General features: G+C 44.9%; 11 protein-coding genes. All 11 read left to right on the top strand.

Annotated elements, in window-relative coordinates; all coding sequences use genetic code 11:
* Positions 1 to 130: 130 nt before the first annotated feature.
* The 11 genes from E2R66_RS08630 to E2R66_RS29255 all read left to right on the top strand — a co-directional run bounded on the left by E2R66_RS08630 (position 131) and on the right by E2R66_RS29255 (position 21,157).
* The gene (locus E2R66_RS08630) at positions 131 to 3,265 is read left to right on the top strand and encodes a SusC/RagA family TonB-linked outer membrane protein (RefSeq protein WP_240049265.1); all 3,135 of its coding nucleotides are present in this window, start codon (positions 131 to 133) and stop codon (positions 3,263 to 3,265) included.
* A 32-nt stretch (positions 3,266 to 3,297) separates the two neighbouring features.
* Positions 3,298 to 4,887: a RagB/SusD family nutrient uptake outer membrane protein gene (locus E2R66_RS08625; RefSeq protein WP_133228778.1), complete on the top strand. Its 1,590-nt coding sequence runs from the start codon at positions 3,298 to 3,300 to the stop codon at positions 4,885 to 4,887.
* 25 nt (positions 4,888 to 4,912) lie between these two features.
* Positions 4,913 to 6,409, top strand: coding sequence for a glycan-binding surface protein (locus tag E2R66_RS08620; protein ID WP_133228776.1), 1,497 nt, complete (start codon positions 4,913 to 4,915; stop codon positions 6,407 to 6,409).
* A 79-nt stretch (positions 6,410 to 6,488) separates the two neighbouring features.
* Positions 6,489 to 8,024, top strand: a complete 1,536-nt coding sequence (locus E2R66_RS08615; protein WP_133228774.1) for a cellulase family glycosylhydrolase — start codon at positions 6,489 to 6,491, stop codon at positions 8,022 to 8,024.
* Between the two features lie 232 nt (positions 8,025 to 8,256).
* On the top strand, positions 8,257 to 10,392 hold the full coding sequence (locus tag E2R66_RS08610) for a beta-galactosidase (protein WP_240049264.1): 2,136 nt from the start codon (positions 8,257 to 8,259) through the stop codon (positions 10,390 to 10,392).
* A gap of 22 nt (positions 10,393 to 10,414) precedes the next feature.
* Positions 10,415 to 11,974, top strand: a complete 1,560-nt coding sequence (locus E2R66_RS08605; RefSeq protein WP_133228770.1) for a GH39 family glycosyl hydrolase — start codon at positions 10,415 to 10,417, stop codon at positions 11,972 to 11,974.
* A 383-nt stretch (positions 11,975 to 12,357) separates the two neighbouring features.
* Positions 12,358 to 14,400 (top strand): beta-galactosidase, encoded by a 2,043-nt coding sequence (locus E2R66_RS08600; RefSeq protein ID WP_133228768.1) that lies wholly within the window; start codon positions 12,358 to 12,360, stop codon positions 14,398 to 14,400.
* A gap of 31 nt (positions 14,401 to 14,431) precedes the next feature.
* Positions 14,432 to 16,798 carry a PDZ domain-containing protein gene (locus E2R66_RS08595; RefSeq protein WP_133228766.1) on the top strand — a complete coding sequence of 789 codons (2,367 nt, stop codon included), beginning with the start codon at positions 14,432 to 14,434 and terminating at the stop codon, positions 16,796 to 16,798.
* A gap of 161 nt (positions 16,799 to 16,959) precedes the next feature.
* The gene (gene galA, locus E2R66_RS08590) at positions 16,960 to 19,440 is read left to right on the top strand and encodes a beta-galactosidase GalA (protein WP_133228764.1); all 2,481 of its coding nucleotides are present in this window, start codon (positions 16,960 to 16,962) and stop codon (positions 19,438 to 19,440) included.
* Between the two features lie 33 nt (positions 19,441 to 19,473).
* Positions 19,474 to 20,937, top strand: coding sequence for a glycoside hydrolase family 2 TIM barrel-domain containing protein (locus tag E2R66_RS08585; protein ID WP_133228762.1), 1,464 nt, complete (start codon positions 19,474 to 19,476; stop codon positions 20,935 to 20,937).
* Positions 20,876 to 21,157, top strand: a complete 282-nt coding sequence (locus E2R66_RS29255; RefSeq protein WP_133228760.1) for a sugar transferase — start codon at positions 20,876 to 20,878, stop codon at positions 21,155 to 21,157. Before E2R66_RS08585 ends, E2R66_RS29255 begins: the two co-directional genes overlap by 62 nt.
* Position 21,158: the final 1 nt, after the last annotated feature.

Genomic DNA, 21,158 nt, shown 5'->3' with positions numbered 1-21,158 from the left:
TTATGAATTAAATAGAACCAATTTACTACTAACCAACAACCAATGAACCAATTATCAAACTTTAAAATTCCTGTATAAGATGGATAAAAATTTACAAAAAAGAGTGAAACGCCGATTTTCATTAATTATCATGGGCCTATTGCTTTATTTTTCGGCCCATGCGCAAACTTTCAATATCACCGGAAAAGTAACCGGTTCTGATAATGGCCAGCCCATACCAGGCGTAAACGTTAGGATAAAAGGGACAACCACCGGCGCTGTGACCGGCGTTGACGGAGGCTATTCTATAACCGCCGCGCCCGGAAACATCCTCGTTTTTAGTTTTTTAGGCTACTCCTCTCAGGAGATAAACGTAAAGCTAACCGGGGTAATAGATGTTAAGTTAAGCCCTACATCCAGCAACTTAAACGAAGTAGTGGTTACCGGTTATGCCCGCACCAAAAGAAAAGATGTTACCGGTGCGATAAGTTCAATATCGGGAAACGACCTGCGCCAAACACAACCAACCACTTTCGACCAGGCCCTGCAGGGCAAAGTAGCCGGCGTTGTGGTTCAACAGGTCTCCGGCCAGCCTGGCGGTGGCGTATCTATTCAAATACGTGGCGTATCGTCAATAAGTGGCTCTAATTCGCCGTTGTACGTAATAGATGGCGTTATTATTCCCCCGGTAAACGACCCGGGTACTGGTTCCAATCCATTAAATACCATCAACCCTGCTGAAATAGAATCAATAGATGTATTGAAAGATGCTTCGGCAACTGCCATATATGGTTCGCAGGCAACCAATGGCGTAGTTGTGATTACCACAAAAAGAGGCAAATCAGGCCCGCCGCGCATCACTTATGATTTCTATGCCGGTTATCAGGAACTTGCCAAGCGACTCCCTACAGTAGATTTGCAACAGCTTGCCACTTTCATTAACGCCCGGGCCGCAGTTTGGGGCTTTGATTCGAGGCCCGAATTTGCAAATCCTCAATATTTAGGTAAAGGTACCGACTGGCAAAAAGAATTATTCCGCAAAGCGCCGATGAACAGCCATACCATTACAGTAAGCGGCGGCGATGCCAGAACACAATATTTGCTATCAACCTCGTATTTCAACCAACAGGGCATAGCCCTTGGGTCTGATTTTACAAGATACTCCGCACGGTTGAATTTGGATAATAAAACCACCAACTGGCTAAAAATAGGTACCAGCCTTCAATTGGCCCACGTTGACGAAAATGTAGCTGCAACAGGCAGTAGTGTAATCAGAACCGCGCTGGATAATACACCCGATATTCCGGTGACAAACGCCGATGGCTCCTGGGGGGCTGTTACCAACACCAGCGGTTGGGTGCAACCTTCGGCCAACCCGGTGGCACTAGCCTCTATTATCAAAAACCTGAGAAAAAGAAATCAAATATTTGGTAATGTTTACGCCGAAATACAATTTGCCGAAGGTTTAACGCTAAGAAATGAACTATCCGGTAATTTTGATTTTAGCACACAAAATCAATTTTCGCCATCTTACGTTTTTGGTAAAGGCACTCCTAGCCCCAACAGCGGTTCTTCAGCCTCCGGCCAGAATTTTTACACAGTAATACGCAATTTCCTAACCTATAACCATAGTTTCGGGAAATTCAAATTCGATGCATTAGCAGGGCATGAAGCGCAGGAAAGCTCTTTCGAAAATGTTAGTGCCGGGCGAAGAAATTTTGCTTCAAACAATGTGCAGGGCGTTAGTGCCGGGGATCCTACTACGGCCACAAACGGAGGCGATAATTCATATTCAAACCCTCCTGGTGGCGCCGCACAGGAATCCTGGTTCGGTCGCGTTAATTTTTCCTGGGAGGATAAATATCTGCTTACCGGCAATCTACGTAACGATGGTTCTTCGAATTTTCCAACCAACAATCGTTGGGTTACTACCTATTCTGGTGGGTTTGCCTGGAAAATAAATAAAGAGGCGTTTTTAAAAGATATTAAAGCTATAGACGAACTTAAGTTGAGGCTTGGTTACGGGCTTACCAACAACCAGGGTATACCGGGCAATACTTTTATAACTCAACTTACATCGGTGTCTAATAGCCTGTCGGGTACTGCACAATTTCAAAGCAATTTGAAAAATGAGAAAGTAAAGTGGGAAACAACTGATTATTACAGCGCAGGGATTGACGGAACGTTTTTTAACGGGCGCCTGAGTTTTTCAATTGATGTTTATGACCGCGAAACACACGGCCTTTTATTAAAGGTGCCTCTTCCGTTATATACCGGTACTGCTGCGGGCTATTCGCCCGGAACCATGGTGGCACCCTATGCCAATGTGGGTTCTATGAGTAATAAAGGGTTTGACTTCCAAATCAATACCACCAATATTAGTTCTAAAAACTTTAATTGGAGAAGCAGTCTTACCCTATCGCGAAATGTTAATAAAGTGCTTGATTTAGGTTCAGGTGGCAGCCAGGCTAACCTAAGCCAGACATTTAATAACGATGTAATTCAAACAACCCGGGTAGGCCAGGCTATTGGCGAATTTTATGGCTATGTATTCGACGGGATTTATTCAACGCCAAGTGATTTTGTAACACATGCCCGCCCGGCTAATTCAGCCGGCGTTCCCTATCCAATTTCCCCATCGGGCGGCGGTATTTGGTATGGCGACCGTATGTTTAAAGATTTGAACGGCGATGGTATTATCGACTCAAAAGACGAGACTTTTTTAGGCTCCCCGCTGCCGAAATTCCAGTATGGTATCAATAACACATTTAGCTACAAAAATTTTGATTTGAATATCTTCTTCGCCGGCAGCTATGGCAACAAAGTATTCAATCAGGTGTGGGTATCGCAAACCGATTCGCAAAACAATACCAGCTATTATACCGATATCTTAAGTTATGCGAGACTGGATTTGGTAGATCCAAACGGCTCTGCATCTGATATTAACAATGTATATGTTACCAACCCAAATACAACAGTTGTTGGATTAAGGAACGACAATACCAACGGTAATAATCGGCCTAACAATTTGTTTATCCAGGATGCTTCATTTCTGCGGTGCAAAAACATCACGTTAGGTTACCGGGTACCCGAAACCATTTTATCAAAAATCTCTGTAAGTTCTTTAAGGGTATTTGCTACGGTATCCAATGCCTTTGTAATTACGAAATATAAGGGTACCGATCCTGAAATTGGTTCATGGAATCCGCTTCAGTCAGGATGGGACGGTGGTTATTACGCACAGCCGAGGGTATTCACGCTGGGTGCAAACATAACCTTGAAATAAGATACAATTACCGATGTTAAAATATATGTTTTATGAAATCAATTAACAAAATTATCATCATCCTGCTACTTGCAGCAGCAATTGCCGGATGTAAGAAGAGTTTCCTGGACCGACCATCCAACTCGCAAATCAGTTCAAATAATTTTTATAAAACCACCTCTGATTTACGGCTGGCTACGGCAAGCCTGTACGCCGGCGGCGAATGGTGGCGGTGGAACAGGAACGGTATGTTACCACTTGGCGATGTATTGGCCGGCACGGGTAGTTTTGGATATAGTAATGATCTGGTACAGCTTTTTACACGCACCATTACTGCGCAAAATAGTTATGTTACAGAGGGGTGGACTGGTTTGTACAGTGTTATTGCCCAATGTAATACGGTTATTATTGCCATACAGGAACAAGCTCCCGCATCCATCCCGCTGGCAGAGAAGAATGCCGCCATAGCAGAGGCAAAGTTTATGCGTGCAGTAGCTTATTACCATTTGGCAGTATATTGGGGTGCTGTACCCATTGTTGAAGATAACAGCAAACTGATAGAAAATCCGCTGCTTCCACGTAATATTGTTGCAGACGTTTACAAATTTGCTGCGAACGACCTGACTTACGCAGCGCGATACCTTCCCAATACTGACGAAAAAGGCCGGGTGACTACCTGGTCGGCGCAGGGAATGCTGGGCAAATTGTACCTGACGATGGCCGGCTTGGGAAAAAACGGCAGCCGCGACCAGGCCTTGCTTGACAGTGCCAAGAAGTATGCCGGCAATGTGTGCAAAAATAGCGGATTGACGTTGCTCCCCAACTATGCCGACCTTTTTAAGGCCCAAAACAACGATAACCAGGAATCATTATTTGCTCTTCAGTGGACCGCAGGCGTGAGCTATGGGAATGGAAACGATCTGCAAACCTGGTACGCACCAACCAGCGAGGTGCTGCCCGCAAAGAACGGCGGATGGCAATCATTAGCACCAAGTTATGATCTGTACCGGATGTATTCGGCCAAGGATACCGTTAGGCGCAAGGCCACTATTATGCTCAACGGAGATTTTTATCCCGAATTGAACCAAGCTGCCGGTGGTTATAAGGCTACCGGTACGGGTATGAAAAAACACGTTATAGGCAACGAAAAAGACAACAATGCGCCAACAATGGACATCTGGTCGTCTATAGAACACAATTCATACCTCAGGTTAGCCGATGTGTATTTGATATATGCAGAATCCATTTTAGGTAATAACGCCAGCACAAGCGATGGTAATGCGCTACTCTATTTCAACGCTGTGCGGAAACGGGCCGGCGTAGATCCTGTGGCAGTGCTTGATGCAACTACACTACGCATTGAAAGAAGAGTTGAGCTTGCTTATGAAGGGCAATATTGGATAGACCTGGTTAGGTATTCTTACTACGATCCAAACAACGCCGTGAAGGTGCTAAATGATCAGGATGCTACTCACGGCCGTATCTCGTTTACTTATGATCCTAAAACACGTACGGCAACAAGGGATACTACGGCCACTCCAACTGCGCTTCCGGCCACTATCAATTCATTTACCTTGCCCATTCCGGCATCAGAGTTGGTTAGCGACCCCAAATTGACACAGCCACCAGTACCATATTATTAATTAAAAACTTTTTTAAAATATTGTCATGAAAAATAAATCATACTTACGCTTGTTGTGTTGTTTGCCGCTTATCTTGATGATGGTGGCTTTACTGCCGGCATGTAAAAAAGATGGCGCAATTGGTCCCGCCCCTATTATTTCGAGCATCAAGAGTTATGTAGCATCGCCAAACGATACGGTTTTGCATAGTGCTGTGGCAACTGGCCAATGGGTGGTAATAACCGGGCAAAATTTGCAAAATGCTACGCAGATAAATTTTGATGGTGTAGCGGCCTCATTCAATACCGCATTATTTGCGCCTAACAGTGCTGTGGTACAAATACCTGCCATTCAGTTTTCACAAATTGATACCGCTAAACTCTATACAGTGGAGTATGCTACAGCAAGCGGTTCAACAACGTTCTCTTTTAAACTAGGGCCTGCAGCACCTACCATCACCGCTATTTCTAATGTGTTTGCCGCCCCGGGCGATTCCGTATTCCTTTATGGTACAAATTTAGTATTGGTTCAAAACTTTTCTTACGGGGGTACAAAAATTTCATCGTTTAAATCGAACCTTGACGGAACTTCGCTCGGTTTTCTTATGCCACCACTAACGCCATCCGATCAGATATCGCTGGTAACCAAAAGCGGTTCAGTTAATTTAAAAATAGTGGCAACGCCAACCATCAGCCGCATTTCTAATGAAAACGCTTTGGCCGGTGATTCGGTTTATGTTCATGGTACCTACCTTAAAAATATTGAAGCGCTAACTTTTGCCGGTACTACAATTACTTCGTTTAACGTAGCAGCCGATGGCAGTTCCCTTGGGTTTGTTTTACCTGTGCTCACGCAAAGCGGCCCGGTATCAGTCACTACAAAATTTGGCACAGCAACTACGGTGTTCAATGTAAATGATGTTCAAACCGGCAGGATATCAGACTGGGAGTGGGGTGGCAACTTTAATTGGCAATGGTGGGGTGGTGCCAGCGTTTACAGTGGCGATCCCTCGGCCGGATGGCCTCCATATAACCCTGATTTTCCCGGAAATTTAACGCAGTTCATGACGCTGAAAAACAACATCCTGTCAGCCGGTGAAGGAAATACATACTCCAGTTATGCGATATTGATGAATGGCGCACAGTGGGTGCCAACGGCTAACCTAAGCGACCCGGTTGATAAATGGGCGTTTAAATTTGAGGTAAGCGTACCCCAAGCCTGGAATGGCGGTACCATCGATATTTTAAGTGGAGTGAGCGACAGTCCGATAGCCAGGTGGGAACCATGGCAAACATCTGGTACTACAACAAAGCCTTATTCTACAAAAAAATGGGTAACTGTAACCATACCGTTATCAGAGTTCCGCAAAAAAGATGCTACGCTGGGAGAAGGCAAGGGTGCGTCTATAGCCAAAATCTCTGATTTAACAGGAACTTCAGGGAATACTGCGTGCACGGTGTATTTACATAACTATAACACCACTGCAACATCAACCGGCTTCTATGGTGCTTTTGACAACTTTAGAGTTGTAAAAATCAAATAAACTAACGGTCCCCGGCGGCATGCTGCCGGGGACCGTTAACCAATTAACAGACGGCCTTTTTTAGATAGAACAAAATAACATGAAAATAATTAAAATGAAAATGGAAACGGCATATTGGGTTGTGGGGATAGCTATTGCTATGATAGTTGCCGTTTCCTGCAAAAAAAACGACAAAGTAATCCCGCAGCTTACGCTAGGCAATATAACAGATACTATACCCGAAGGTGGCGGTACGGTGCCTTTGGCCTTTTCTGCTAATGCCTCATGGAGCGTTGATACAACAGGTATAGGATGGCTTCATCTAAGCCCAACATCGGGCAATGGTGGCGATGCAACCATCGAATTTAAAGCCGCAGCGAATTCAACAGGCGCAAGGCGCTCGGTTCTTTTAACTATAGCATCAGGCAATGGCCAAAGCAGGCGCATCACTGTACTACAGGATGCTATAATTTATCCATCGTACAATGTATCGCCAAAGGCGCCCGATGCCACGGGTATGGGCAGCACTGCTGCGCAACTTGCCGCGAAAATGACGATGGGATGGAATATTTATAACACTTTGGATGCGCCCGGATGGGAAACCGGATGGGGAAACCCGAAAGTTACCCAGCAGCTGATTGATCTGGTAAAATCAACCGGTATGAATGCTATAAGGATTCCCTGCACCTGGAGTAACCACATTATCAATAACCGAACTTCAGAAATAGACCCGCTGTGGCTCGCCCGCGTAAAGGAAGTTGTTCAATATTGCATCAACGACAATATGTACGTGATATTGAACACCCACCACGAGGGTTATGTTGATTGTACAGTTACGGGTGCTAAGCAGGATACGGTTAATGCCAAACATAAGGCAATATGGCAGCAGATAGCCACATCGATGCGTGATTTTGACGAGCATTTGATATTTGCCAGTGCCAACGAACCCAATGCGAATGATGTACCTACAACCAATACCTTAATGCGTTATCATCAGTCGTTTGTTGACGCAGTGCGCAGCACCGGTGGTAAAAATACTTATCGTACAATAGTCATTCAGTCGCCTTCTACATCACTTGATTTGCTTACGTCGTATCTCGATCCGGCTAATGTGTATAAACCGGCAACACTGCCTACCGACCCTACGCCTCAAAAAATGATGGTAGAGTTTCACTATTATAGCCCGCCGCAATTTTGCATATTAGGTGGGTATGGTAGTACCACACCTTACGATGCAAGCTGGGGAAAAGAGCTATATTTCTGGGGGAAAGATTTTCATACAACCAACCCGCTCTTCCTGGATCGCAATTGCGTTGCCTCAACAGAAGAATCATACATGGATAACGCCTTTAAAGCCGTTAAAACAAAGTTTTCTGATAAGGGTATTCCGGTGGTTATGGGCGAATTTGACATTCAATATCACGCGCAGAGATTGACCGGATACCCGGCTGATTCGGTATTGGCGTTAAGATCGGGTTGGCATTATTATGCTTATATTACAAAGCAAGCCAAAGCACATGGTGTTATACCGTTTTTATGGGCCAGCGGTATATTTCAACGGCCAAATACCGGTGCGCCTGCATATATTGGAGACCAAAATGCATTAGATTCGCTAAAAAAAGGCGCAGGGTTTTAAAAAAAATCAGCATTAATATAAAACCTTTCGCTAGTTCACCTATTGCGGGTGGTAAAAAAGATCATCTGAACAGAATACAGTTCAGATGATCTTTTATATAAAAAAAAGGACGATATAAAAAATAATGCCCTATGAATCAAGCTTTGATAATGGCATTTATGCCGGTAATAGAACTTATATATCCCCCGAACTTATAACCTACGACATTATTGATAATGTTGAATAGAAATTGATGATACAACGTATAACACCTTCTACCGTAAAGCAGTATTTACAGATGCGAAAATTAGTAACGATATTACTATTATTAATGCTGCTGATAACATCAGTAGCATTAAAGGCACAGCAAGCCAACCAGTTCTTCCCGGAGCGCGATTTGGTTACAACGGGTATTTATTATTACCCCGAGCATTGGAGCGAAACCCAGTGGGAAAGGGATATAAAAAAAATGTCAGAGATGGGTTTCGAGTTTGTGCACCTGGCCGAATTTGCCTGGTATAAGATGGAGCCTGAAGAAGGGAAATTCGAATTTGCCTGGCTCGACAAAGTGCTCAACCTGTGCGCAAAATATCATGTAAAAGTATTGCTATGCACACCTTCTGCAACCACCCCAACATGGATGCGGATAAACTACCCGGAGACATTTGTAATGGATGGCCATTATATCCGCGCGGAGAACGGCACGCGCGGACTGGAGTCTATGGTCAACCCCAAATTTCGTGGCTATGTAAAAAGGATAGTAACCGAAATGGCCAGGAGATACGGGCAAAACAGCAATGTAATAGGGTGGCAGATAGATAATGAACCCGGCGCTGTTCCCGATTATAGCCCCTCATCGCAGGAAGCGTTCAGAACGTGGCTGAAAAATAAATACAAAACCATCGATGCCTTAAATACAGCCTGGGGTGCCGCCTTCTGGAGCCAGTGGTTTAATAACTTCGATCAGGTAATCATCCCCAATACCAACCTGGTAGGCTGGTGGGGTAACAATCCTCATGCCTTGCTCGATTTTAAAAGGTATTCGGCAGATGCACAAGCTGCCTTTCTTGATTTTCAGGCCGATGTTTTACGCAATTACGTTTCAAAGACACAATTTATTACAACCAACTATACCGCTGTTTGTACCGGGTCGGACCCTAATCGTACCGGGAAACTGGACTTTGCGATCTATACAGCCTATCCAAACGGCGGTACGGACAATATTGGCGATTCTGGTTTTCGATTAGGCAATCCGGATTTGGTCCTTTTTGCTTCAGAATATTACAAATCTGTGGGCGGAGTCTCCGGGGTTATGGAGATACAGCCGGGGCCGGTAAACTGGGGCAGCTACAACCCCCTGCTTTTGCCGGGTACCGTGCGCTTATGGCTGTACCACAGCTTTGCTGCCGGTGGAAAGATCGCTTGCTCTTATCGTTTTCGTCAAATTTTATCTGGTGCAGAACAATATCATTCGGGTGTGATTCAAACAGATGGCGTAACACCTTCGCAGGGCGGTAAAGACTACATGCAGTTTATGAAAGAAATAACAGCATTGCGAAAGAGCTTTATATCCGGCTCAAAAATGCCGGCAAAGCTGGCAGCACGGTCAACAGCCCTGCTTTGGAATGTAGAGAACTATTGGAGCATCGACAGACAAAGACAAACAGGACAATGGAACACGTGGGATTATCCGGTAAAATTTCTTAAAACGGCAAAGTCGTTAGGAGCCCCTGTGGATGTAATAGCGGAAACAGCCGATTTGTCGAAGTATAAGGTTGTGATCGTTCCCGCCTATGAAATGGTTGATTCTGCGCTGGTAAAAAAATGGAACGACTATGTAGCAAAAGGCGGCCACCTGATTGTTACTTGCCGTACCGCTACTAAAGATCGCAGAGGTCATTTTTGGGAAGGAGAGGCGGCTATGCCAATTTCAAACCTGATAGGTGCCCATATCAGCCAAACGGATATGCTTTCATCATACGGTAAAGGCGATATATTGATGAATTCGAATCATTATCCATGGCATAGCTGGGCGGATCTGCTTACGGCTGACAATACTGCTGAGGTGCTGGCTACATATGCTAATCAGTTCTATAAAGGAAAATCGGCTGTGGTAAAACACCGGATAGGCAAAGGGGACGTAACCTATATTGGCGTAGATACCGATGATGCTAAATTGGAAAAAGATCTGTTGAAGCAGATTTATAAAGATGCCGGTGCTACAACTGAGGACTATCCTCCCGGCGTTTTTGTTTATTGGCGCGATGGTTTTTATACGGCATTAAATTATTCATCAGCGGATTATACCGTGAACCTGCCGGGAAATGCAAAAATTTTAATTGGGGAAAAGACACTAAAGCCCGCAGGCGTACTGGTGTGGACAGAATAATTGTATGAAGAGTAACAAACAAATGAAGAAAATAATTTGGGTACTGGTGGTTTGGCAATTTGCTTGTTTTGCAAATGTATATGGCCAACGCGTTATCAACGTAGATTTAAATAAAACATCGGGCAAGCTTGCTACTATGTTTAACACCTGCATAGGTGCAGGCCGGGCAAACGAAGGACTACGTGCCGACTGGCAACAACAACTGGAATACGTAAAAAAGCAATGCGGCTTTAAGTATATAAGGATGCACGGGCTGCTTACCGATGATATGGCCGTGTACACCGAAGACTCGAAAGGGATTCCGCAATATAACTACATGTATGCAGATGCGCTTTTCGATTTTCTGCATAAAATTGGGATGAAACCTTTTGTAGAGCTGGGATTTATGCCTAATGCCCTCGCAAGCGGAAACCAAACCATTTTTTGGTGGCGCGGCAACGTTACCCCGCCGAAAGATTATAACAAATGGCAGGCACTCATTAGCAACCTTGTTCAGCATTTTACAGAACGATATGGTGCCGAAGAGGTAAAATCCTGGTATTTTGAAGTATGGAATGAGCCTAACTTATCTCCCGGATTTTGGACGGGTACGCAGGAGGATTATTTTAAACTCTATGATTATACAGCAAAGGCAGTTAAAGGCGTAAACCCTTCATATAAGGTGGGCGGGCCGGCTACCGCAGGTGCTGCCTGGGTTCCGGAGATGATAGCACATTGCAGCAAAAACAATATCCCTATCGACTTCGTCAGCACCCATTCCTATGGTGTAAAGCAGGGCTTTTTGGATGAGTATGGCAACTCGGGCACGGTGTTGAGTAAAGATTCGCTCTCGGTAAGCGGCGACGTGTTGAATACCCGTAAGCAAATCGCCCAATCGGCTATACCCGGCCTCGAGCTGCATTATACAGAATGGAGCTCATCCTACACGCCGGCTGACCCTGTGCACGATAGCTATCACGAGGCTGCCTATATTTTAGAGAAACTAAAGCAAGTTGGCAGCGCAGCCAACTCCATGTCGTACTGGGTTTTTACCGATGTGTTTGAAGAACCAGGTCCGCGTTACACGCCTTTTCATGGTGGCTTCGGTTTGCTCAACATCCAGGGCATAAACAAGCCGGCGTTCTATGCTTATCAATTGATGAATAAACTCGGAAAGACTGAGTTAGCTAATACCGATACCCGTTCATGGGCTTGCAAAAATGATAAGGGAGGAATGCAGCTATTGCTGTGGGACTATACCTATACACTGCCCGATTCGGTTAATAACCAGGCTTATTATATCAAAGATCTGCCGGCGAGGTCAAAAGGTAAAGTGAAACTCAATTTATCCCATATGCCTGCCGGAAAGTACACCATGGAAATTTATAAAGTAGGCTACCGCGTGAATGATGCCTATACGGGTTATATGGATATGGGGCGGCCAAAGCAGTTGAACAAGCAGCAGGTTGAAAAGTTGAAAGAGCAAAACGGCTCTCCTGTAGCCATACGGCAAATTGAAATAAAACCGGGTGCCAGGTATTCCGGCGAAGTAGATATCCGGGAAAATGATGTTATCCTGGTAAACCTGATCAAACGATCTTAATTCACGCATTTGAACACAATTATGAAAAAAAATCAATGCGCTCTTAATATTTTCAATCCTGTTGATCACGTCCTGGTCGGCTACAGCCCAATCGTTATAAGTTAGCACCAATTATCATCCGCACGATGATAATGAGCAAATGTCGGTTTTGTATAAAAGAAAGTCCCTTTTTAAGTAAACATTAGGGCTTCTTTAAGCTAAATTTGACTCACCAGTTATCAATTCCTTATAATGAATTAAGTGGAGAATCAATTGTTGACCTCCATGCTTCTACCTGTCTGGATTTGCGAAACCCTGCTTAACAAATAACAAAGGGATTTATACTCCAGTTAGGTAATTCATCACGTAATATTTCAAAAACGGTAAAAATATTTGTCAAATAAATGAAGATACACATTAAACAACTTTTGATAATTTCAACGCTCTTACTTGCTACCTTGTCGGTTAAAGCTCAGGAATTATATGTTGGTGCCAATTATCATCCACATGATGATAAAAACCAGGAAAAAATAAAAAAGGATATCATGCTGATGAAGGCCGCCGGATTTAGGGTGGTACGGATGGGCCACCTGGCCTGGGATAGTTATGAACCTGCAGAAGGTAAGTTCGATTTTCAATGGTTTGATGGTGTGATGGATATGATGAATAAAGCAGGGATCAAGGTTATCCTTGATATCGCTATTCGCCCTGCACCTATTTGGCTGCACCATAAATATCCATCTATTGATGTTACCAGTCCCGGCGGCGTTGCGCAATATGCAAATCATCGCTATATGGATGATGTGGGCGATCCGATGTATCAAAAATATGCTGTACGCTATGCGGATACACTTACAAAGCATTATGCCAAACACCCGGCGCTCTTAGCTTTCGGTGTTGATAATGAATCTGGCGATGGCCCAATTTCCTATTCGGAAACGGTGAGGAAAAGATTTGTGGTTTGGTTGGCGACGAAGTATTCGAACCTCGATAATTTTAACAAAGCCTGGGCTACGCAGCGTTGGTCACGCAGGATCAACGATTTTGATGAGGTAGGACTACCCGCAGCGGGCGAAAAGAACGGCGCCCCTGAGAAAATATTGGATTTCAGGCGTTTTATATCAGATGAGGTAAACCAGATCTTATTCAAAGTGCTTGATAAGATTAATATTAATGCACCCGGGGCGCTTACCAATACCAATGCCTGGTATTATAGCGTCTTAAAATATTTCGACTATGCACAGGTTGCTTATTCGGGCAAAATGACCCGTGAAGGCGCAGGCTTTTATCCCGGTAATTCTTTAACAACCAATTGGGGGGTGATGAATGCCTTGTTCGGCATATCCCGTATTCAGTTTGAAAGTACAAACCCTTTCTGGTGCACAGAATTCACTACCATGACAGCGGTACCCAATTCAATCAGGAAATCAGCGTATGCCACACTGATGTACGGCAACGAAATGGTTTGCGGATGGACGTGGCAAAGTATGTGGTCGGGCGAAGAACAATACCTGGAAGGGATGCTCGACTGGGACGGCACTGCCAACCGCAAATATGACGAGTATAAAAAGGTAGCTGCCGAGTTCAGGAAGATCGAAAGATTCTTTCCGTATAAACCCAAGCCCGAGGTTGGTTTAGCATTCTCTTTTCCCAGCCAGATAGCCAGCAGTGCATTCCCCGAGCAGCAGGACCAACAGTTACAAAGCTGCTGGAATTTGTTTTATAGCCGTAATATGGATGTCAATGTTGTGGAGATCAGTAAAAGCGCATTAAAGTACAAACTGCTTTTTGTGCCCGGCGTAACGGTAATGGATGAGGCGACCGCCGATAAAATCCGCGAATTTGTAAAAAACGGCGGGACTGTAATTATGACGAGCAATTCTGCCGTGGTTGACGAAAACGGGAAAGTTTTTGCCTCTGCCCACCCCGGGCGTTTAAGCGATGTGTTTGGAATACGGGTAGCTGGTTATGAGGAAACAGAAACGATGAACGAAATATCAAGAATGTCTTATCGTGGAAAGAAATTAGCGGTCAACTATAAAGGGGCTGTTGTTAATGCAGAATCGACACGGTTTGACATCATTGATCCCAAAGCAGCCCAGGTTTTGGGCAGTATCACAAGTTTGGATAAAGATTACCCAATTATAACATCTAACAAATATGGCAAAGGCAGGGCAATTTATGTAGGATTACCTGCCGACGGCAATGTATTGAACCCATTGCTTGACGGACTGATAGAGGAACTTGGTATAAAAAAAGGCCCCCAGGTGCCCGCGGGAGTTATGGCCAGGCAAATTGATAAGCACCACTTTTTATACCTTAACGTAACGGGAGAAACCAAGGAAATACCGATGGGTGGAAAATCAAGAAGTATCCTTTTTGATAAAAGCTATACCGGTAATTTCACTGTAGCGCCCTACGAACCGGAGTTTATAGAAGTAGAATAGACAAGTTTTTTTTATATAGCGATAGGACGAAATGGCAACTATTAGGACGCTTACGGCTGCAGCATTATTTGCTGTTTTGTTATGGCCGGTGCACGCAGCCGCACAAACAAACCTGTATGTTTCTGCCACGGGGAACGATGGCAACCCCGGCACCCGCAGCAAGCCGGTTGCTTCCATAAGCGCCGCTTTGACTTTGGCGCGGAAAACACCTGGGGCTGTTTTCATCAGGTTATTTGGCGGTACCTATCACTTAAGTAAACCGGTAATATTTACCCCGGCCGATTCGAGGAAAGATAATGAACCCTTGGTTTTGACCAGTGTAGAGCACCAGGTAGCTGTTGTGAGCGGCAGCGTGGCGCTTAGCCGTTTGAACTGGACGCCATATAAAAATGGTATCTGGCAGGCAAAGATTACGCAGCACCTTGTTTTTGATGAGTTGTTTGTTAACGGAAAGCTTCAGCACATGGCCCGTTACCCTAATTATGACGCTTCGGCACAAATAATGGGTGGCACTGCGGCAGATGCCATCGGCAAGGGCCGGGCAGCAAAGTGGGCATCGCCTGCAGGAGGATACGTACATGCATTGCACGAAGCCAGGTGGGGAGATTTTCATTTCCTCATTAAAGGGAAAGACAGTAGTGGCCTGCCTGTGCTGGAAGGGGGCTGGCAAAATAACCGCCGCTCTGGCATGCACGAAAGATATCGCTATGTAGAGAATGTTTTTGAAGAACTTGATACCGCTAACGAATGGTTTTATGATCATAACACCAGAATCTTGTACTATTCGCCGCCGAAAGGGTTCGATTTGAAGACTGCAAAATTTGAGACACCCCAGGTACCCCATTTATTCGAATTCAGAGGCACCGAGGAACAGCCGGTGAAGAATATCACCATCTCCGCCCTTACCTTAACGCAAACTGCACGCACCTTTATGCAAAACAAAGAGCCCTTGCTGCGCAGCGACTGGACAATTTACCGGGGTGGTGCGGTATTCTACACAGGTGCGGTAAGTTGCCGACTGGAAAAATGTGTACTCGAAAATTTGGGGGGTAATGCTGTGTTTTTCAATAAATTTAATCGCGGCTGCGAAGTATCCGGGTGCCGGATCTCCGAAATTGGTGCAAGTGCGATCTGTTTTGTAGGCGACCCGGCAGCTGTACGATCTCCGAGTTTTGAATATAACGAGTACATATCACTGGCGAAAATAGACCTTACACCCGGGCCCAAAACAAACAATTATCCAAAAGACTGTAAAGTTTATGATAACCTGATGTTTAACCTCGGTTACGTAGAAAAGCAATCGGCAGGGGTAGAGCTATCCATGTGTAGCGATATTGTGGTAAGCCACAATACCATTTACGATGTTCCCCGTGCAGGCATCAATGTGAGCGAAGGCACATGGGGAGGGCATATAATTGAATATAACGATATCTTTAATACCGTGAAGGAAACCGGAGACCACGGTTCTTTCAACTCCTGGGGGCGCGACCGCTACTGGCAACCGGACAAAAAGAAGCTTGATTCAATTGTTGCCGAAAACCCCGGTTTAGCGCTCCTTGATGTAGTGAAACCAATCACCCTTCGGTACAACCGTTTCCGCTGCGATCACGGTTGGGATATCGACCTGGACGATGGATCAAGCAATTATTATATTTACAATAACTTGTGTTTAAACGGAGGTATTAAGCTGCGGGAAGGTGTAAAACGTGTAGTTGAAAACAATATCATGGTCAATAATACTTTTCACCCCCATGTTTGGTTTAAAAACAGTGGGGATATATTCCGCCACAATATCGTGCAGGCGGCATACCTGCCCATCGGTATTGCCGACTGGGGCCGTGAAATTGATTACAACGCTTTTCCTGATTCCGCTTCACTAGCCGAAGCCCGCTCACGCGGAACAGATAGCCATTCTGTATACGGGCCTTTAACCTTTGAAAATTCCGAAAAAGGAGATTTTCGGGTAAAACAAGGTGCCGCTGCTTTGTCGGTTGGCTTCAAAAATTTCTCGATGGATAGCTTTGGCGTAGTCTCGGTAGGGCTGAAGAAGATCGCTAAAAAGCCTGTTTTCCCGACGACCATAATTGCCAATAATTTAGCCAAAGATGAAACGATAGACTTTATGGGGGCGAAGGTAAAAAGCCTTAGTACAGCCGGCGAGCAATCTGCTACAGGCATGGATAGGATAAGAGGTGTATTAGTCCTCTCGGTTGCACCCGGATCGGCTGCCTCAGCATTCCTTCAGACTAATGATGTAATTCTTGCTTTTAATCGCAAACAGGTCGGCACTCTTAAAGAACTGCAAGAAGCCCGGAATACGGTTACCTGGAAAAATACCGAAATAGTGATCTTTCGTAACCAGCAGCAACTGAAGCGAAAGATGGAAGTGAAAATGTAATGATATGCATTTATGAATACGATGTTTTTTGGAGGTAACGTATTCTTGTCGCGTACAAAACTATAGGGTAACTATTACAGAGGATACGCAGAAGTTAATGTGATCACAAGCCAGCCCGCTTAACCGTTCGGTAAGTCAGGAGTTGCTTATCAATTTAAATTATGAACAGATATACACACTTTAAAAATCAGGTGCTTCAAATATTGCTTTTGGGGGTATCATCCTTCTTGCTTTCGGCTTTGAATCTTACGGATGCAACTGCACAAAACAAACAGGCGGGCTCGCCCAAAAGAACAAAAGAGAAATTCGACTTTAACTGGCAGTTTCATAAAGGCGATATCGCTATAAAACTTGCAGTAAGGGTAGGCCAGGGCGGCATAACAGATACGAATGTGCCCGTTATTACAAAAAAAGATACGGCCCTTGATTATACGAACTTTGAAAGTGCCAGAGTATTAAAACAGGTCGACTGGAATGAAGTAGATCTTCCGCATGACTGGGCCATTGAGGGTACTTTCGTGCATGATAATACCCTGGGCAGTCAGCCTGCCGGCAGCGGGTATTTACCCACAGGTATAGGTTTTTACCGTAAAGAATTTGAAATTCCTGAAGCAAGTAAGGGTAAAAAAGTATCTGTGGAGTTTGATGGTATTTTTAGAAATAGTACCGTTTGGGTTAACGGGCATCTGATGGGCACCCATCAAAGTGGCTACACGCCATGTAACTACGACCTGACCGATGTTTTACGATACGGCAACGAAGGGAAAAACGTGATGCTGGTAAAAGTTGATGCTACCCAGCCCGAAGGCTGGTGGTATGAGGGTGCCGGCATTTACAGGCATGTTTGGCTTATAACAACAGACAGGTTACATGTTGGCCGGTTTGGAACTTATGTGACCACACCCATAGTTTCCGATGCAGCGGCAACGGTTAACATGAAAACTACTTTGAGAAATGAGTACAGCACGCCAAAAAACGCGAAGCTTGTTTCAACCATTTTGGATAGTAAAGGCCTTGTATTAGATACCAAAACATCTCTTTGCTCAATTGAACCATTGGGTACAACTGAAATAAGCCAGACCGGCGCAATTAACAAACCCCGGCTATGGTGGCCCGAAACCCCCAACCTTTATAAAATACGGACGGAGGTTTGGGAGAACGGGAACATGGTAGATACTTATGAAACAACCTTTGGTGTAAGAACCGTGGAAATAAACCGCAACGGGGTTTTTCTAAACCGGAAGTATTATCCGGTGAAAGGTACTTGCAACCACCAGGATTTTGCCGGTATTGGTGTTGCCCTGCCTGATAAGATAAACCTCTACAAATTAAAGCTGCTCAAAGAAATGGGCAGCAACGCCTATCGTTGTTCTCATCATCCGCCTACGCCTGAGCTATTGAATATGTGCGACAGTATAGGGATGCTGGTTATGGACGAAAACCGTCACTTGTCGGGTTCGGAACAAGGGCTGAAGGATTTGTCGACCATGTTGTACCGGGACAGGAATCATCCGTCGGTATTTATGTGGGGCATGGAAAACGAAGAAGCGATACAGGGAACGGTAACCGGGGCACGTATCCTGAAAACATTAGTGGAAACCGTACATAAAATTGATCCCACCCGACCGGTAACCGCTGCAATGAACCATGCAAGGAATGATGGAGGATACAGCAATGAATTAGATGTTGTTGGCTATAACTATGGCGATAAAGGGCTGGCTTATGTAAAAGATCATGAGAATTATCCCAACCGGGTGATCTTTTGTACCGAATCTACAAGCTATGTTTCCACCCGTGGGGAATATGTGAATGATTGGGGTAAGACTTATGTATCAAACTTAGGTAAATGGCAACCCGACTGGGGACCGTTACCGGGCGAGGATTGGGCCGACATTGTAAAATATCCTTTTTTGGGTGGAACCTTCGTATGGACAGGCTTCGATTACCGCGGGGAGCCTACACCGTTTCAGTGGCCAAGCGTGTCTTCGCATTTCGGTATTATGGATGTATGCGGATTCCCTAAAGATGGCTATTATGCCTATAAAGCCGCCTGGGGGGATAAACCCGTAGTCCATATTTTCCCGCATTGGAACTGGCCTGGCAAAGAAGGCGACAGCGTAACCGTACATTGTTATACCAACTGCGACGAGGTGGAGTTATTCCTCAATGGCAAAAAAATAAGCAGGCAAAAAGCTGTTCCCTATACCAAGCTGATATGGAAACTGGTATATAAACCCGGTAAACTGGAAGCCAGGGGATATACAAACGGCAAATTAGTAACCAGCGATGTTGTTGAAACCACAACGGCTACGGCACAGGTGGCGTTAAATAGCGATGTTGAGGTACTTAAAGCAGATGGTACCGACGTTGCGGTTATACGGGTTGCCATTAAAGATGCCAAAGGTAGGGTAGTGCCTACAGCGGCGAACCTGGTAAAGTTTTCGATAGAAGGCCCCGGAAGGATTATTGGTACGGGTAATGGAAACCCCAGCAGCCACGAACCGGATAAAGCCAGCCAGCGAATGGCCTTTAACGGATATTGTTTGGTGCTGGTTCAATCAAATAAACAAGCAGGGGAAATCCGGTTGAAAGCATCTTCCGAAACGCTTAAGGGAGATGAAGTTGTTATTAAAGTGCAATAGAACAGAAATTGCTATAAGAAAGTACACCCTAATATGAATCTGCGTAAAACCTACATTATTACCAGTTATATTAAAGCGATAGTTGTAACCATTTTGTTTTTGGCTGGTAACCTTGTGTGCCGGGCTCAAAATTCCGGCGAGTTGGAACGAAAGCAATTGTTTGATGATCAATGGAAGTTCTTTCTGGGAGATACAGCCTCGGCCAAATTGAGGGATTTTAACGATAAGGCATGGAGAAGCCTCGGTCTACCCCATGATTGGAGTATAGAAGGTAAAGTAAGCCCTAAAAACCCAACGGGTGGTGCCGGCGGATATTTCCCGGCGGGTATTGGCTGGTATCGTAAAACCTTTAAAGCTCCGGATGAATGGAATGGCAAAAAAGTGTCCGTTTATTTTGAAGGGGTTTATATGAATGCCGAAGTTTTTATCAACGGAAAATCGCTTGGGACTTACCGGTATGGCTATTCATCCTTTAGTTATGACCTTTCTCCTTACCTGGATTTTAATAAGGAGAACGTGATAGCGGTGCGGGTAGACAATTCGCAACAAGTTAACAGCCGCTGGTACAGTGGTTCAGGCATCTATCGCCACGTTTGGATGATCGCTACCGAAGCTGTGCACATAGCCCATTGGGGCGTTGCCATTACAACCCCTGCTGTATCTTCAAAAAAGGCAATCGTTCAAATTAAAACACTGGTAAAAAACGAAACCGGTTTGCCTAAGCGCATCGTTTTAAGTACACCATTACAAGGCGCAGGTGCTAGAAATGCCGGTAATGGTGAAATCAAGTTGGAGCTGGCGGCTAATAGCGAGAAAGAAGTTGCCCAAACGATAACGGTAACAAATCCACAGCTATGGACACCGGAAAGCCCTGCATTATACAATGCCCGCGTACAGGTACTGCAAAATAAAAAGATAGTTGACGAAACAGAGACGGGTTTTGGCATACGTTCTGTAAAGTTCACTACCGAAAATGGGTTTCAGCTCAATGGCAAAACCGTAAAGCTGAATGGCGGTTGCGTGCATCATGATAACGGTTGCCTGGGTGCAGCCGCTTTTGACCGTGCAGAGGAGCGCAAGATAGCGTTGCTCAAAGAAGCGGGATTTAACGCGGTAAGAACTTCTCACAATCCCCCTTCGGAGGCTTTTTTAAATGCTTGCGACAGGTTGGGCTTACTGGTTGTTGACGAATCATTCGATTGTTGGAAAACAGGCAAAAATAAACAGGATTATGCCCAATATTTTAACCAATGGTGGAAACGCGATATAGATGCCATGGTTTTGCGCGACCGTAATCACCCCTCCATCATCATTTGGAGCATTGGTAACGAAGTAGTGGAAAGGGGTAGCCCCGAAGCAGTAGAAACAGCGAAAATGCTTGCCGATGCTATAAAAAAGATAGACACCACACGTCCGGTTACATCAGCCATTGTAGATGTTGGTAAGGAGTGGGCTACGCTCGATCCGCTTAATTGGCCCACGCCCTGTACCGGTTAATTTTTACGATTATTACTTGCAAAACATCCCCAACTATAATAGGCGGCACGAGATACGCCCTGGCATAACGGGGCTTGCCCAAGTTAGACAGGGATATACGACCACCTTAGATGAGGAACGTATGAAATTTAAATACGATTTGTTTTACATCCGCTCACTCTCGCTTAAATTAGATTTGGCGATATTACTGCAATCAGTAAATGCCGTCAATAAAAATTAAT

Origin of the sequence: Mucilaginibacter psychrotolerans (assembly GCF_004519315.1) — a bacterium.
Lineage (GTDB): Bacteria > Bacteroidota > Bacteroidia > Sphingobacteriales > Sphingobacteriaceae > Mucilaginibacter > Mucilaginibacter psychrotolerans.
The sequence above is the reverse complement of the archived record's forward strand: the minus strand, read 5'-3'. Positions and strand labels throughout refer to the sequence as shown.